The organism is Coprobacter tertius (assembly GCF_024330105.1).
Taxonomy (GTDB): Bacteria; Bacteroidota; Bacteroidia; order Bacteroidales; family Coprobacteraceae; genus Coprobacter; species Coprobacter tertius.
In genome coordinates this window covers 332,030-347,584 of record NZ_JANDHW010000001.1, presented here as the reverse complement: position 1 = coordinate 347,584, position 15,555 = coordinate 332,030, and the positions used below count along the sequence as shown (strand labels likewise).

5 protein-coding genes are annotated in these 15,555 nt (G+C 37.3%); 4 read left to right on the top strand and 1 reads right to left on the bottom strand.

Going from position 1 to position 15,555, the window contains the following annotated elements; translation table 11 throughout:
* Positions 1–68: 68 nt before the first annotated feature.
* Complete coding sequence (locus NMU02_RS01245; RefSeq protein ID WP_255025283.1) at positions 69–3,383, bottom strand: hypothetical protein; 3,315 nt, start codon at positions 3,381–3,383, stop codon at positions 69–71.
* Between the two features lie 1,361 nt (positions 3,384–4,744).
* On the opposite strand from NMU02_RS01245, the gene NMU02_RS01240 reads away from it, so the two are divergent.
* The 4 genes from NMU02_RS01240 to NMU02_RS01225 all read left to right on the top strand — a co-directional run bounded on the left by NMU02_RS01240 (position 4,745) and on the right by NMU02_RS01225 (position 15,544).
* Positions 4,745–7,339 carry an ATP-binding protein gene (locus NMU02_RS01240; RefSeq protein ID WP_255025282.1) on the top strand — a complete coding sequence of 865 codons (2,595 nt, stop codon included), beginning with the start codon at positions 4,745–4,747 and terminating at the stop codon, positions 7,337–7,339.
* Positions 7,340–7,350: 11 nt separating this feature from the next.
* Complete coding sequence (locus NMU02_RS01235; RefSeq protein WP_255025281.1) at positions 7,351–10,455, top strand: SusC/RagA family TonB-linked outer membrane protein; 3,105 nt, start codon at positions 7,351–7,353, stop codon at positions 10,453–10,455.
* Complete coding sequence (locus tag NMU02_RS01230; RefSeq protein WP_255025280.1) at positions 10,455–12,080, top strand: SusD/RagB family nutrient-binding outer membrane lipoprotein; 1,626 nt, start codon at positions 10,455–10,457, stop codon at positions 12,078–12,080. The genes NMU02_RS01235 and NMU02_RS01230 overlap by 1 nt, the downstream gene beginning before the upstream one ends.
* Positions 12,081–12,283: 203 nt before the next feature.
* Complete coding sequence (locus NMU02_RS01225) at positions 12,284–15,544, top strand: TonB-dependent receptor (protein ID WP_255025279.1); 3,261 nt, start codon at positions 12,284–12,286, stop codon at positions 15,542–15,544.
* Positions 15,545–15,555 lie beyond the last annotated feature (11 nt).

Genomic DNA, 15,555 nt, shown 5'->3' with positions numbered 1-15,555 from the left:
GCAACTATCTCATAAATTATTAATATATACCTATTAAACAGTAACGTTCATTGTGTTAAAACCGAAGTCTAATTCAATACTATCTTCTTCGTCATACAGCCTTTCGAATTGAATACCTTCAATATATTTGCACCAGTAGGTAGCGAAACAAAAGTTTTTGATGTTGAGATGAATTGATCTACTACCTTTTGACCGGTTACATTATAAACCGACAATCGCGTACTCTGATCGATCTCTCCCTCATAATTGATCGAAATCTGATTATTTCCTTCAATTTTTATAACAACCGGTAACTCATTCTCTGACACAGGTAAAGAAATACCCTGAATGTCGTCTTCTCCATACAATCCTATTTCAGAATATTGAAGAGTTGTCGCACCTCCTGTTTCAAACGTTTTGAATGCATAATATTGATATGGTTTCGGATTGGAAACCGCAAATGCAGTTCCAACGAAATTTTCGTCCTTTAATCCGCCATTTTCCACATAGTCAATCGTTTCCCAAGATTCTCCATCATTTGATCCACACAATACCCAATTTTTAGGATTCCTACCTTTATAGGTAGCATTATCATTGGCTGTATAAATGACATACCATTTCAAAAGTACCGGTTGCTTCATAGTCCACGCAACGGTTGCAGGAATATTTCCCGTACAATATTTAGTTGTCGTAGAACCATCTAAAATACGAGAACATGGTTCATTAGTACTCTTTCCATCTGTACCGGTAATAGATTTGTCTATTACCTGATCCAATAACGAGATTTGAGTCAATACCATGTCTATATCCGCTTTATTTCCTCCTACTGTTGTACCTTTATCTAAGTCGGGAAGTTCAACGGTTTTGAAATAAGTACGATAGCTCGGAATATTTTCCGTTACAAATTCACCATTCTCCACCGTTATTTTCGAAGTAAATGGGTCGGAATACAACACTTTCACATTATCGGCCGCATTGGTAACCCCGGCCAATTTAGCCTCATTTCCTTTCATATTTGCTTCCGAATTACTAATGAAGGCCAACGGAGCAGCAATTACTTTATATAAATTAGTCAAATCATTATACATATGGTGTCCCGTTTGTACGCAATCACTCTTCAATACCGCCGATGTATACATTTTCAACACATTCGAAGCGGCCTCAGAGGTATTATCTCCAAGAAGCATAAATGTTTTACCATCTATCGTAACTTTTAGTAAAGTTGAAGTACTGTTGAAGTCTCCGATCGTCGTCTTTCCCATGGTATTAACAGCATCTTCATGAGTAAACAAAACTTCGAATTTAAGTCCTTGAAGCGAGAAAACCTCTCCGGTGTGCAATTTGGCGTATTTGCAATCAGGATAATATTTATTAAAAGTTTCTTTCATAAGGAAAGTACTTGAATCATAACCCGATCTCATCGTTTGATAAGAAGGGAAATTGAACAAGACACTCTCGACTTTCAATACCTCATGATATCTTGTTACAAAAGGATAAACCAAATATACATGATCGCCATGTGCATGGGAGAAGAACCAACCTCGTATGTTCAACATTGTTCCGGGTTCCTGCCCTGTAATCTCATACATAAATTTCAATAAAGCTTCTTGCGCCGCAATACTGCTTTGACGTTCATGTCCCGAATCGATAATAAACAAACTGTTATCTTTCAATTTAATAATTATCAGTGCTCCACAATCGATCTTCCAATAGTCGGATTTAGAAGTTTGTCCTTCTCCATGGGTATAATCAAGACTATATGAATAGAACTCTGTCCTCCCTGTTCCCTGAGCGGCAACATCAAGATCAGCCAATAAAGTGCGCGTCGAATTATCTTGTATTATTCTAACTTCATTTTTTGATCCCGTAAAATAGACATAATAGAATCGGTCTTCGTTTTTCAACAAATAAAATATATTGTTTTCTATTGTGTTCGTTGTTATTTGAGTAAAACCATTATCTAAAAGAACCGTGATATAATCATTAAATGTTTCTAAAGAAGTAGCACTAATAACTACCATTTTTGAATCTTCGTCGGTAGTCGTTTCTTTATCGATAGCCATACCGGGGCCTGAATTATATACCTCACTGATATTTCCATCCGGGTAAAGAGGGAAATTAGGGAACGGAATGCCCGGAGATAGTTTGATTGTTATGGTACCCTTTACTGTAAAATCGGGACTCACCGCAGCAACATTTATAGCGACATTTTCTTCTTCGGTAATTTCTGTGCCAGCACTTATTTTCACCTTATTCGATACGATCTCAATTTTAGGACTATCCGAACTTATATTCATTTCGATGTCATGTCCGGATATAAATTTAGATAAATCAAGCTCCATACCCGGTCTTAAAGCTCTACCGGTAACATCCAACAAGTTTAAATTATCAGGAGAGTTCGCATTTATTACATAAGTATTTACCGGTATCTTCTGCCATTGAAACACAGGATAACCATCACCCAACATTTTCCATACATTTACAAAATCCCAACCCAATGTCGTACTATAAAAAGTCTGGGATTTAGCATCTGCATCATCCGGCAAATTAGCTCCATGCCTGTTATCCTTTCCATAATATGTTGTGCCGCTTGTTACTTCAGATAAACTATTCAAGTCGTATTTTCCTACCAAAGTAGTACTCAATGAATAGTTATTAGAAATTGTAGCAGGCCGGTCCGGATTTGGGATTATACGCATAGCTCCTCCACCTGATGCAACAAGGAGAGAAAGATTCACACAATTATCGATTGCAGGTTTATAGTTTCTTTCTACAAAACCGAGTAGTCCCGCAGCTTGAGAACCTCCTGCCGTTCTTATCATTCCGGAGAAATAAGATTTCGAAAGTGTACAATCCTTACCGCTGGCAATAATACCGCCGGTATTATTGCTTGTACAATATACATAAGCTGAAGAATAACAATTCTGCACTTTTGCACCTCCGACAGCCTGACCCACTAATGAGGAAACGTGATCATTACCCTGAAAATAGCTATCAGCTACATAACATTCTTCTATCAGGCCTCCTGTCATTATACCCACTAAGGCACCAATATCCTTTTTGGCTATAATATTGGCATTTTCGATACCTAACCTTTTTATGGTAGCATTCGTTGTTGTTGCAAACAAAGCGGCTTTTTCTGTTTCAGAATTATTATACACAAGCCCACTGATAATGTGCCCGTTCCCATCGAGGGTACCTGTAAAACCATCGATAGGCACCCATGCCTCAGTTAAGGCAATATCGGCAGTAAGTTTATAATCTCCGGATAAATTTTTTGAAATATCTGCTAAGCCTGCAGCATCCGAAATTTCTGTCTGTGCACAAACATTCGCCCAACAGAAACAAATCAAAGACAATATGGCCATTTTCTTATGCCATAAATTCATCGCACTTTTTTTCATGTTATTATCATTTAAGTGATACAAAAATATCATAACAAAAGTATGATAAAAAAAGAAAAAACAAAAGATTTTATCTATACTTTAGTCCATTTGATATTTAAATTTCAACCGATTAAAATCTTTATCACATCCCTGTTTATTTAAAGTACCGCTAAGAACGTTGTCAGAAGGTATAATCATCCGTTATTATTTCAACAGCTCTCCTTCCTTCTATAATTTACTAATTTCCAGCAATAATCAAGGTATTGTTTTCTTTCCTACTTTAAATAATTTTGCGACTTTCCACCAAAAGAAAAATTTTCGTTAATGATCTTGTTTCAAATTTTATTCTTACCTATCTCATCATTTATTACATAACGAGACAGGGAGAAGGTATTTTTTGCGTTCTCCCTGTCTTACAACTCTTCATAAACCGGAATTTGTAATAATACACTCGATTAAATAAATATAAACATATATTATGCTTGTATAATACCTGAATTTATTTATTAAAAAACAGATTCAGGTACATTTTCCGGATAATCGACACCTTAATTTTTATACCCGTTTTTAGAATTTATTTTTATCACTTATTTAGAAATATATTTTTCTTTAAAACCGCATATATTCTTCCCATTCAATAACATCTCAACAATAGGTAAACCGATCGTTTAAAACGAGATATTCTAAAAGAATAAACGTGAATCGGGTTGAGAACAATCCCATATTTACTTCATACTTCACTGATTACAAAATACATACAATATTTACAGCGACTACAAGTATCTCTGCGAAAATACAAATAAAACCAGTTATTAATATATTTTATATTGTAGAAAAAATATTCAAATAACAATTGTTATATATATTAATTATATTAAAATATTTATCCAGAAAACCCCATTATATATATAAATAAAATTTCGAATGCTTTTTCTTTCAAAATCTTGAAAATGATCGCAATCTCTCTCCTTGTTACGAACTAAAAATAGACAGAATTATTTACTTAAAACAAAATTTTCGGATAAACAGAAAAATAACCAATGAAACAGAAGATATATACGACTTACCACAAGGTTACGCAATAAAAGAATCGAAGTCCGGAAAATATACAGAAAAATCCTATTAAAGAATTGAAAATAACTTATACCCGTCACCAAAACATATCAGCCCCTCATAAAATTCTTAAATCATTTTTTAAAACATTTTCACTCAGATAAAAAGATATTTAGAAACTACCTCAACGTGTAAAAAATAATATCTATATTTGTAAATTAATCTCAGATATTTATTTTATTTTTTATTCCAATCGTGGAATAGTGTACTTAGGGGAAAATTACCTTTTTTGTTTGTGGTGTCATGCGTTTTGAAGAGAATTCATTATGAAAAAATATTTTAAGTTTTTTACGCTGTTAATTACTTTTTATCTGAAGAATGAAGCTGCTCATGCTTTTAACAGTACCTATGAAGATACAGGTAATTTCTTAAATGCGTTTATGATCTCTTCTCTGTTATTATTTATTTTATTACTACTTCTATTTTACAGGCATTTACGTCTCAGAAAAAAAATCAGGATCCAAAATCATGAATTGAAGAAAAACCAGTCGATCACCGAATCGGCATTCGAAAATATCCATTCCTATATCTTGTTAGTAGATAAAAATTTCATCGTAAAACGCACAAATTACTATAGCCTTACAGGTGACACAAAGCAACAAAAAAATAAAACCGTAGGTGAATTACTTCATTGCAAAAATGCGATAGAATGCGGCTGTGGTAAAAGTGTACAATGCCCACATTGCAATATCCGTAATGCGATTGGCAATTCTTTTAAAAAACAAAAAGATTTCAATAGCCTGAAAGCATCGCTTGATATTATAATGTCCAATAAAAATACGGTATCCTGTGAAGCTATTATCTCAGGTTCTTACCTTAAATTCGGTGAAGAAGAATATGTACTTATTTCGGTATTCGATGTCACAAAAGAAAGGCAAATACGAGAAAAAGCACAACGCGATAAAGCTCAGTTTTTTCTTACGATTAATAGTCTTCCGGTAGGAATAGGAATATGCGACAAAGAGGGCTATATCGATATCGTAAATAATTTTTATCACGAAACAATGGGCACTACTCCAGAATATCTTTTAAAAAACAAAGTGAATTTCTTTAAAAACCCATGCATACCAAACGAGCTGAAAAGCCGAATGAAAAAGGGTGAAAAGATATCGGAAGAAGTAAAATACGATTATAAACTTCTTAATAAAGAAGGATATTTTATCAGTAAACATTCAAACGTACAATACTATCGCATTATTACAGATTACATTAAAGATCTCCAAGGAAATATCGAATCATATATTATCATTTGGGTAAATAACACTCTGATACATAATACCCTTAAAGAAAATCGAAACATCCAGAATATGTTCCGGTTTGCCTCATCTGCATCAAAAACAGGTTTTACATTGATCAATTTTCTAAAAGACGAAACAATTGTAACCCCCGAATATCTGACTAATCTGGGAGAAAATATAAACACCGATGTAAAAGATATTATTAAAAATTATCGCCGAGTTCATCCTGAAGACAGAAAGAAATTACTCGATTTTACCGAAAAAGCATTCATCTCTCATATCCCTGAAGAAACATTCGATATGGATATCAGAGTAATGGATGCAAATGGAAATTGGAGGTGGGTACGCCAGATGTTGAAACAAAAAACATTCGAAAACGGAAATGTCGAAATACTGGGTTGGAATATCGACTCAACCGACCGTAAAAATGTAGAAGAAGAGTTAAAGAGATCAAAAATAAAAGCCCAAAATTCTGATAAACTAAAATCGATATTTTTAGCAAATATGAGCCACGAAATACGTACACCATTAAACGCAATCGTGGGATTCTCGAGATTACTTGCCGAATCGGATGATCCTGATGAAAAAAAATCATACGCCGATATTATCGATAACAATAATGAATTATTACTTCAATTAATTAACGATATTCTCGACTTATCGAAAATCGAAGCCGATACTTTAGAGTTTGTATATTCTGTTGTAAATATAAATTCGTTGTTATATGATATTGAACAAAGTACCAAAATGAAAGCCGGAGAAAACAGCCCGGTTGAAATCATTTTCGAACCCGGATTACCCGAATGCAATATATATACCGAACGTAATCGTTTGTCGCAAATAATTACAAACTTCTTAACCAATGCATTGAAATTTACTTATGAGGGGGCTATTCGTTTCGGGTACAAACAACAGGAAAATGGTCTATATTTTTATGTCACCGATACAGGATCGGGAATCAGCAAAGAAGACCAGACTCTTCTTTTTCAACGTTTTACAAAACTAAATAAAATTAAGCCGGGAACAGGTCTCGGTTTAGCCATATCTAAAACAATCGTCGAAAAACTGGGAGGTGAAATCGGAGTAAGTTCAGAAGAAGGTAAAGGGTCCACCTTCTGGTTTACGTTACCAACCGAAATTATCGGTATATCTCATGAGAAAAATTCCTCCGAAATACAACACACAGATAACAAACAAAACATCGAAGATGAAGAAATCATAATCGATTCCGAAATATCGGCAAAAACTATTTCTACCGGAGAAACAAAGAAAAAAACAGTTTTAATTGCCGAAGACATGGAAGACAATTACAAATTATATGAGGTCTCTTTAGGCAAAAAATACAAGCTCATTCACGCCTGGGATGGACAAGAAGCTGTAGAGTTATTTGAAAAAAATAATCCCGACATTATTCTCATGGATATAAAAATGCCTGTTATGGATGGATATAAAGCAACCGAGTCTATCCGAAAAATTTCCAATACAGTCCCCATAATTGGCGTCACGGCCTTCGCTTTTGCAGAAGATAAAGAAAGAATATTATCCTCCGGTTTCGACCAGTATCTAACAAAACCAATTGTCCCTAAAAAACTAATTGACTTATTGGAATCGATGGGAATATAAAACGTTTGTTTATGATAAAGAATATTTTAATTACGATTTTAATCGTGTGTAATATCGGTATTATACACGCCCAAAATTATAATATTCTCTCAAAATCAAATTACAATATTTCAGAAACCGATACATTAGATAATTTCATACTTACAGGATTCATTTTCAACCTAAAAGGAGAGGCCCTTGAAGGGGCTAATATATACAATGCCCGATCGGGAGAAGGAACAATAGCCGATTCTTCAGGCCATTTTTCTTTATCTGTAAATACAAACGATGCAATTAAAATATCGTTTGTCGGATATGTTACACAAGAGATCACGGCAAGGAAAGTATCTGAAATTTACATCCGCCTCGAACCGAATTTCATAGCTCTCGAAGATGTAATTATTACAGCGCTCGGATTGGAAAAAGAAATTTCGACTTTATCTTATTCTGCCGAACAAATTCAAGGAAAAGAACTGAACAAGGTAAAAGATATGAATATGCTCTCGGCTCTTGCCGGAAAAATACCGGGGTTGCAAATCAATAAAAACGCTTCCGGCCTTGGAGGATCCATCAAATTAGTGCTCAGAGGCATACGGTCTGCCAGCGGAAATAATCAGCCGTTATTTGTAATCGATGGTATACCTATACTGAATACATCTTACGAACAGGCTTATACCGCTATCGGAAGTTCGACCGACGGAGGAAACCGAGACGGAGGAGACGGCATATCGAACTTAAACCCGGAAGATATCGAAAATATCAGTATTCTCAAAGGCGGTGCAGCAGCGGCACTTTACGGAAGTCAGGCAGCAAACGGAGTAATACTGATCTCTACAAAATCAGGAAACCCGGGCATACAGCAAATCTCATTTTCTACCAGCTTAACTGTGGATAAAGCATTTTGTCTGCCACAATTTCAAAATAACTATGGCGCAAGCGATGAGTTCGAAAGTTGGGGAGTAAAAGGAAATTATCCGTCATATAATAATGCCGGACAGTTTTTCAACACCGGGCTCACCTCTATCACAGCCCTTACCTTGACAACAGGGAACAATACGGCCCAGAATTATTTTTCATATGCAAATACTACCGGAAAAGGAATCATAGGTAACAATAAAACCGAACGCCATAACTTGAATATCAGAAGTTCGTCTTCTTTTTTTGCCAAACGCCTCCACATCGACGCTAACGTAAATCTGATCAGACAAACAATAAAAGACCGCCCCGTACCCGGCGGATTTTATATGAATCCGTTAGTCGGTTTATACCGTTTTCCTCGCGGAACGGATATTTCCTTTTATAAAGAAAATTTCGAAACATATAATTCGGCAAAAGGATTTACTGAGCAAAACTGGATATCCGGCACTCAGGATTTCGAACAAAATCCCTACTGGATTATAAATCGGATACATAGTAAAAGTTCCCGTAACCGAGCACTCGTCTCACTTGCTATTCAGTGGGACATAAACCGGCACTTCCGTATTAAGGCCAGAGGTAGTTACGATTATGCATCCGACATGTCGCGCCAAGAAAGTTATGCCTCTACAGCCCCGGCACTCGCCGGAGAAAACGGTAGATACGAAGAATATTCCTATCTCGAATCCCAAAGATACGGAGATATAATAGGACAATATAACAACTATTTCGGAATATTCTCTTTGAATGCCGATATCGGAGCTTCGGTAAACGACACCCAAGTTAATTCGATACGTTACGATTCTAAAAACGCATCCCTTAAATATCCGAATGTCTTTACCCTGGCCAATATCAATATGAGTGGAGCCGCTTATATTTCACAACAAATAGAGGCTCGAAAACAGCTGCAATCGGTCTTCGGCACTTTTCAGATAGGCATTCGCAACGAAATATATTTCGATGCCAGCTTCCGTAATGACTGGTCGAGTACATTAGCATTCACACCCCATCTAAAAAAAGGTTTTTTCTATCCTTCGGCAGGAGCCAGTTGGCTAATGAATAAAACCTTTAATTTCCCGGAAAAAATTTCACTTTCAAAAATAAGAATATCCTGGAGCCAGGTAGGAAACGATATTCCCCTTTTCATTACGCATCCCGTTTCTCATTTAGGAGCCGGAGGAAATATACAATTAGCTGATGCAGCCGCATTTAATACGCTCAAACCCGAACGAACCAAGGCCATCGAAATCGGTACAGAATGGAAATTTTTCGATAACCGACTCGACTTCAATATAACTGTTTACCAGACAAATACTCACAACCAGGTTTTCAAACTACCGGCACAAACCGGAGATATATACGCTTATCGATATGCTAATGCCGGAAATATAAGAAATCGGGGTATAGAATTTTCAATCGGAGGCAATCCGGTAAGCACATCGTCATGGGACTGGGACACGAGAATAAATTTTTCGATGAATCGTAATAAAATTATTCGTTTACACGATGAATTACCGATGTTTCTCTATGGTCCTTATGGATTTTCGTCAAGTTATGCGATGAGGCTGAAAGAAGGCGGCTCGTTCGGAGATATTTATGGCAAAGCTTTTAGAAGAGATGATAACGGGAATATACTTTATGAAACATCCGGAGAGCATAAAGACTTACCCTTGGTAGATGGAGAAGGCAATACGATAAAAGTAGGTAATTGTATGCCTCGTTTTTTGCTGAGTTGGGCAAATAATATTTCATTCGGAAATGTGATTCTCTCTTTACTTATCGACGGTCGATTCGGAGGCAAAGTATTATCTCAAACTCAAGCAGATATGGATCAATTCGGGGTCACAAAAGCAACCGGTGATGCCCGTAACCAAGGATATGTAAATCTCGAAGGGCATAAAATAACGAATATAAAAGGATTTTATAAAAATATAGTCGGGGGCCGGTCGGGAGTGACCGAATACTATATGTATAATGCCACTAACATACGTTTGAGAGAATTATCTGTCGGTTATTCCCTACCCGACAAATTATTACGACAAACCCGTATTTTTAAGCAAATACAGTTCTCGTTTATTGCCCGGAATCTGTTTTTTTTATTTAAAAAAGCCCCGTTCGACCCGGAACTCGTACTTTCAACCGGCAATGATAATCAAGGGATAGACTCATACGGGATGCCCACGACTCGAAGTTTCGGATTCAGTATAAAATGTGAAATATAATGAATGCTTACAAATTATACCCGATCATATTAACATTCAGCCTGATCTTTTCAGCAGGCCTCTTACCGGCATGCACCGATCGATTCGAAAACTATAACACTGACAAAACAGGCATCGACGATAATAATCCGGGGATTATTCTGGGTATTATACAAGAAGGAATATATTTCAATTACGACTTCGGCAAAGGAAAAAACTGGCCCTATCAACTGATGTTTAATCTCAATGCAGATATGTATAGCGGTTATATGCACGATTATAAACCATTTAACGGTGGCAGTTCCAATTCTGACTACAATCTTCAAGAAGGTTGGAATGAAACATTCTGGATATATACCAATTCATATATCATGCCACAAATCATCCGTGCCGAAAAACTTACGAAAATAAATTATCCCGATTTATATGCTATTACCCTGATTCTTAAAGTCGAGATCATGCATCGTCTGACAGATTGCTACGGTCCGATAATCTACCGTTCGTTCGGGAATAAAGACCGTTATTATATTCCCGATACCCAGGAAGAAGCATATAAGACTTTTTTCAATGATTTAGAAACTGCCGTAAACATACTTTCAAATTACATTAACGAGGAAGATAACGAATCCCGTTTCTCCCCTTACGACATTTTGTTAGACGGAAAATACAGTTCGTGGATAAAATTCGCCAATTCGCTGCGCATGAGACTTGCTATACGAATAGCTATGGTTGAACCGCAAACGGCAGAAAAAGAATTCAAAGCGGCGTTAGAACATCCCGGAGGAATATTAGATAATTCAGAAAAACCAGTAGCCGTATCTACCAATAGTGGATATCTCAATCCGTTAGGAGAAATTAATCGTACCTGGGACGAAGTATACATGAATGCCTCGATGGAATCGATTTTAAATGGATATGAAGATCCTAGGCGAAACCTCTTTTTCGAACCTTGTACAAAAGATATCACCTTAAAAGACAGATACGGAAATGATTCGGTCACCATTACGCTAAAAGGCCGTTTTAAAGGGATACGGCAGGGAACTTGTTTCGGGCATCAGTATTATATCACACACTCGAAAATAACCGTAAATCCCACTACCGACGCAATACTTTTTACAGCAGCAGAGACTTGGTTTTTACGAGCAGAAGCCGCATTAAGAGGGTGGACGTCTGAAAACCCGGGAACTTGTTACGAAACGGGAATAAAAGCATCTTTTTCACAATGGAAAGCTCCCAATGTGGAATCTTATTTGCAAAACGACCGAATAGGCGCCGATTACATCGATGCTTTTACGGAAGATTTTAATATAAATGCCCGTTGCAAAGTATCACCTCGATGGGATGAAACGGCATCGTCCGAGATAAAGTTGGAAAAAATTATCACTCAAAAATGGCTTGCCATGTTTCCCGAATCCTGTGAAGCTTGGGCAGAACAACGACGTACAGGCTATCCTCGCCTTTTCCCTGTTTTAATAAACAACAGTAAAGATGGATGCATCGATACCGAAATTATGATTCGAAGACTCAATTTTCCCCGGTCTTTGTCTCAGTCGGAACCTGAACTTTTTAAAATGTTACAAACAGCCTTCGGAAAACCGGATAATGCCGGAAGCAGGCTATGGTGGGATACCGGAAAAAATTTTTAAATTGAAATATAAATATATATACAACAGGTGTCTAAGAGTTACAAACGAAAAACAAATACATTATGAAAAAACAGTAGCAAATAATACCCCATTTAGAGGATACATATTTCACGTATTTATCCAAGAAAACATTTATCACAACACACGCTTAAAAATGTCTTGCATTTTATCAGGAACATGTATTTAAATTAAACAAAATCTTAATGATGAAACATCTATCTTTCACTATTTTATGCTTGTTATTTTTTGTCTTTTATTCACAAGCCCAAATAACAACCTCCGGTATCAGTGGAAAAGTGACATCGGATAAAGAAGCGCTTATCGGAGCTACCGTATCGGCCATACACGAATCGTCGGGAACAAAATATGTAACATCGAGCAACCAAGACGGACAATACAGCTTAAAAGGCATGCGAACCGGCGGACCCTATCGTATAGAATACAGCTATGTAGGTTGTAATAAACTCGTTTATAAAGACATATATCTAAAATTAGGAGAAAATCTCGTATTAAACGTAACTCTGCAACCGTCTGCCGAATTAAATGAGGTCGTAGTGTCTGCCAAAAAAACTCGCTTTTCAGGGGAACAACCAGTAGCTACTACACAAATTTCGAACCGGGAACTAAACACTCTACCTACGATAAACCGTACTTTCGACGATTTTATCCGCCTTTCGCCTTATGCCGGAGCTCAATCTAACGGTTATGCCATAGGCGGGCGAGACGGTCGTATGAATAACATTACTATCGACGGAGCCAATTTCAACAACAATATGGGGCTTGCCCAAAACGGTTTTATGCCAGGTGGCGGTAATCCCATTTCGATGGATGCTATCGAAGAAATGCAGGTAAGTGTCGCGCCTTTCGATGTTCGCCAGTCCAATTTTGTAGGAGCCGGTATAAATGCCATTACCAAAAGCGGAAGTAACCAGTTCAGAGGATCGGCATATTACTATTTCAGAAATGAAAAGACACGCGGAAACAAAATCGAAGGTATCGACTTGGGAGACCGGATTCCGGAGTCGACAACTACTTACGGATTTACCCTGGGCGGACCTATTGTAAAAAACAAATTATTCTTTTTTGTTAATGCCGAACATGAAAAAACCGACAGCCCGGTACATTTATGGAGAGTTTCACAAAATGGAGAATCCGATCCTTCTAACTTTATATCACGAGTCACGAGCGCGGATATGGATGCTTTTTCGAGCTTATTGAGAAATACCTACGGCTATAATCCGGGAAGCTATACCAATTTCGACGGAGGGAACTTAAATAACCGTATCATGGCCCGTATCGACTGGAATATAAACCGCAACCATACTTTTACAACAAGATATAATTATACCAAACGTGAGACTGATTTCCCGGTAAACAGCACCAGTAAGCCGGGGTCTCCATTGGCCTTTAACAGAGTAAGCGAATATAGTATGGCCTTTTCAAACTCCAACTACATTATGGGAAATACCATACAATCTTTAACAGCAGAACTGAACAGTAATTTCGGCAACCGTATGTCGAATAAACTTATCGGAACTTTTATTAAAAGCGACGATGAAAGAAGTTCCGATTCGAATATTTTTCCTCATGTAGACATATTAAAAGATGGAAATCCCTTTATGACAGCAGGCTATGAACTTTTTTCATATAACAATGCCGTAAATAATAAAGCATGGACTATTACAGACAATTTCAGTTACATAACCGGGAACCACATGATAACTACCGGTTTGTCTTACGAATCCCAATATGTTTCGAATGCTTTTATGAGATATGGGACGGGATATTACTTGTATGACAGTTTCGAACAGCTGGTAAATAAAGAGGCCCCTTCCCTTTATGCGCTGACTTATGCTTATAACGGCGTAAAAAATCCCCGTGCGGAATTAAGATTCGGCCAAGTATCGGTATACGCCCAAGATGAATGGAACGCCGCTCCGAATTTTAGACTGACTTATGGTTTACGTATCGATGTACCTCTATACCTTAACAAACTTACCGAAAACAAATTGGTATCTGAGTTAACATTTGCTTACGGGGAACGTATAAATACAGGGATGTGGCCTAAATCGAGGCCTCTGATATCTCCTCGTATCGGATTTAATTGGGATCTGAACGAATCCCGGACAATCACGTTAAGAGGAGGAACGGGTATTTTTACGGGCAGAATCCCTCTCGTATTTTTTACCAATATGCCCACAAACGGAGGCATGATACAAAATACCGTTACCATAAACCAACCCTCAGATCTCGCCAAATTGGCCGGAGGAATACGTAACGGAGAAGAAGTACGTCAATTGATTCCCGAAAAATTCCCGAACGATCCTACGACTCTTGCCTCGGGTGCAATCGCAGGTGTAGACAGAGATTTCAGGTTGCCCCAGGTATGGAAATCGACTTTGGGAATAGATTTTAAATTACCGTTTCTCAATTCCGAATTATCGGTAGAAGGCATATACTCAAAAGACATTAACGCGGTCTATCATTACAATTGCAACCTGATAGAACTCGAAGATAGCCGCATGAAACGTTTTGAAGGCCCCGATAACCGTTACCTCTTTCCTGGCTCAAGAAACAGCAGCGTTGTAAATTCAGTATGGGAAACTACGTTATTAAAAAATACCTCGAAAGGATATAGCTACAATATGAATATCACTTACCGGATACGTCCTATCGACAATCTATCGGCAATGATCGCTTATACCTGGTCGGGGGCTAAAGTCATTTCAGACAATCCGGGCGACCAAGCTTCATCGGCCTGGAAAAACAGCCCGGCAGTAAATACAGCCAACTATAGCGGATTACAAAATTCGCAATATCTTACCCCGCATCGCGTTATCGCCTCCCTTGCTTACTCTATACCGTATGCCCGCAATTATGCAACACATTTAGGGGTATATTACTATGGCTGTAATCCGGGTAACTATTCTTACATGTACGATAACGATATGAACCAGGATGGAAACTCAAACGATCTTATCTATGTTCCCCGTACAAAAGACGAAATAAAATTCGTTGATAAAAACGGCTATTCCAAAGAGCAGCAAGAAGATGCATTTTGGGACTTCATAGAGCAAGATCCTTACCTAAGAAATCGAAAAGGGAAATATGCCGAAGCTTATTCGGCTCGTCTTCCCTGGGTAAATCGTTTCGATATAAGAATCGCCCAAGATTTCCATATTTACACAAAAAAACAGAAAAATACGCTACAACTTAGTGTCAACGTTCTTAACTTTGGAAACCTGCTGAACAGTTCTTGGGGCACTATTAAAAGCAATGCCGCCGGAAAGAACGGAAGAATTCTGCATTATGAAGGCTTAGACGAAAATAATATACCTACTTTTTCTATGAATACGCTAACTAAATACGGTAAACAAGTGCTGCCTACCGAATCCTTTTCCCGTCAGAATATGACTGATAATTGTTGGCAGATACAATTAGGAATAAAATATATTTTTAATTAAATATTTCGAGG

Bases quoted from the DNA above. Each gene is read 5' to 3' on its own strand.
- NMU02_RS01235 (WP_255025281.1), top strand. From the start codon at position 7,351: ATGATAAAGAATATTTTAATTACGATTTTAATCGTGTGTAATATCGGT.
- NMU02_RS01230 (WP_255025280.1), top strand. From the start codon at position 10,455: ATGAATGCTTACAAATTATACCCGATCATATTAACATTCAGCCTGATC.
- NMU02_RS01240 (WP_255025282.1), top strand. From the start codon at position 4,745: ATGAAAAAATATTTTAAGTTTTTTACGCTGTTAATTACTTTTTATCTG.
- NMU02_RS01245 (WP_255025283.1), bottom strand. From the start codon at position 3,383: ATGAAAAAAAGTGCGATGAATTTATGGCATAAGAAAATGGCCATATTG.
- NMU02_RS01225 (WP_255025279.1), top strand. From the start codon at position 12,284: ATGATGAAACATCTATCTTTCACTATTTTATGCTTGTTATTTTTTGTC.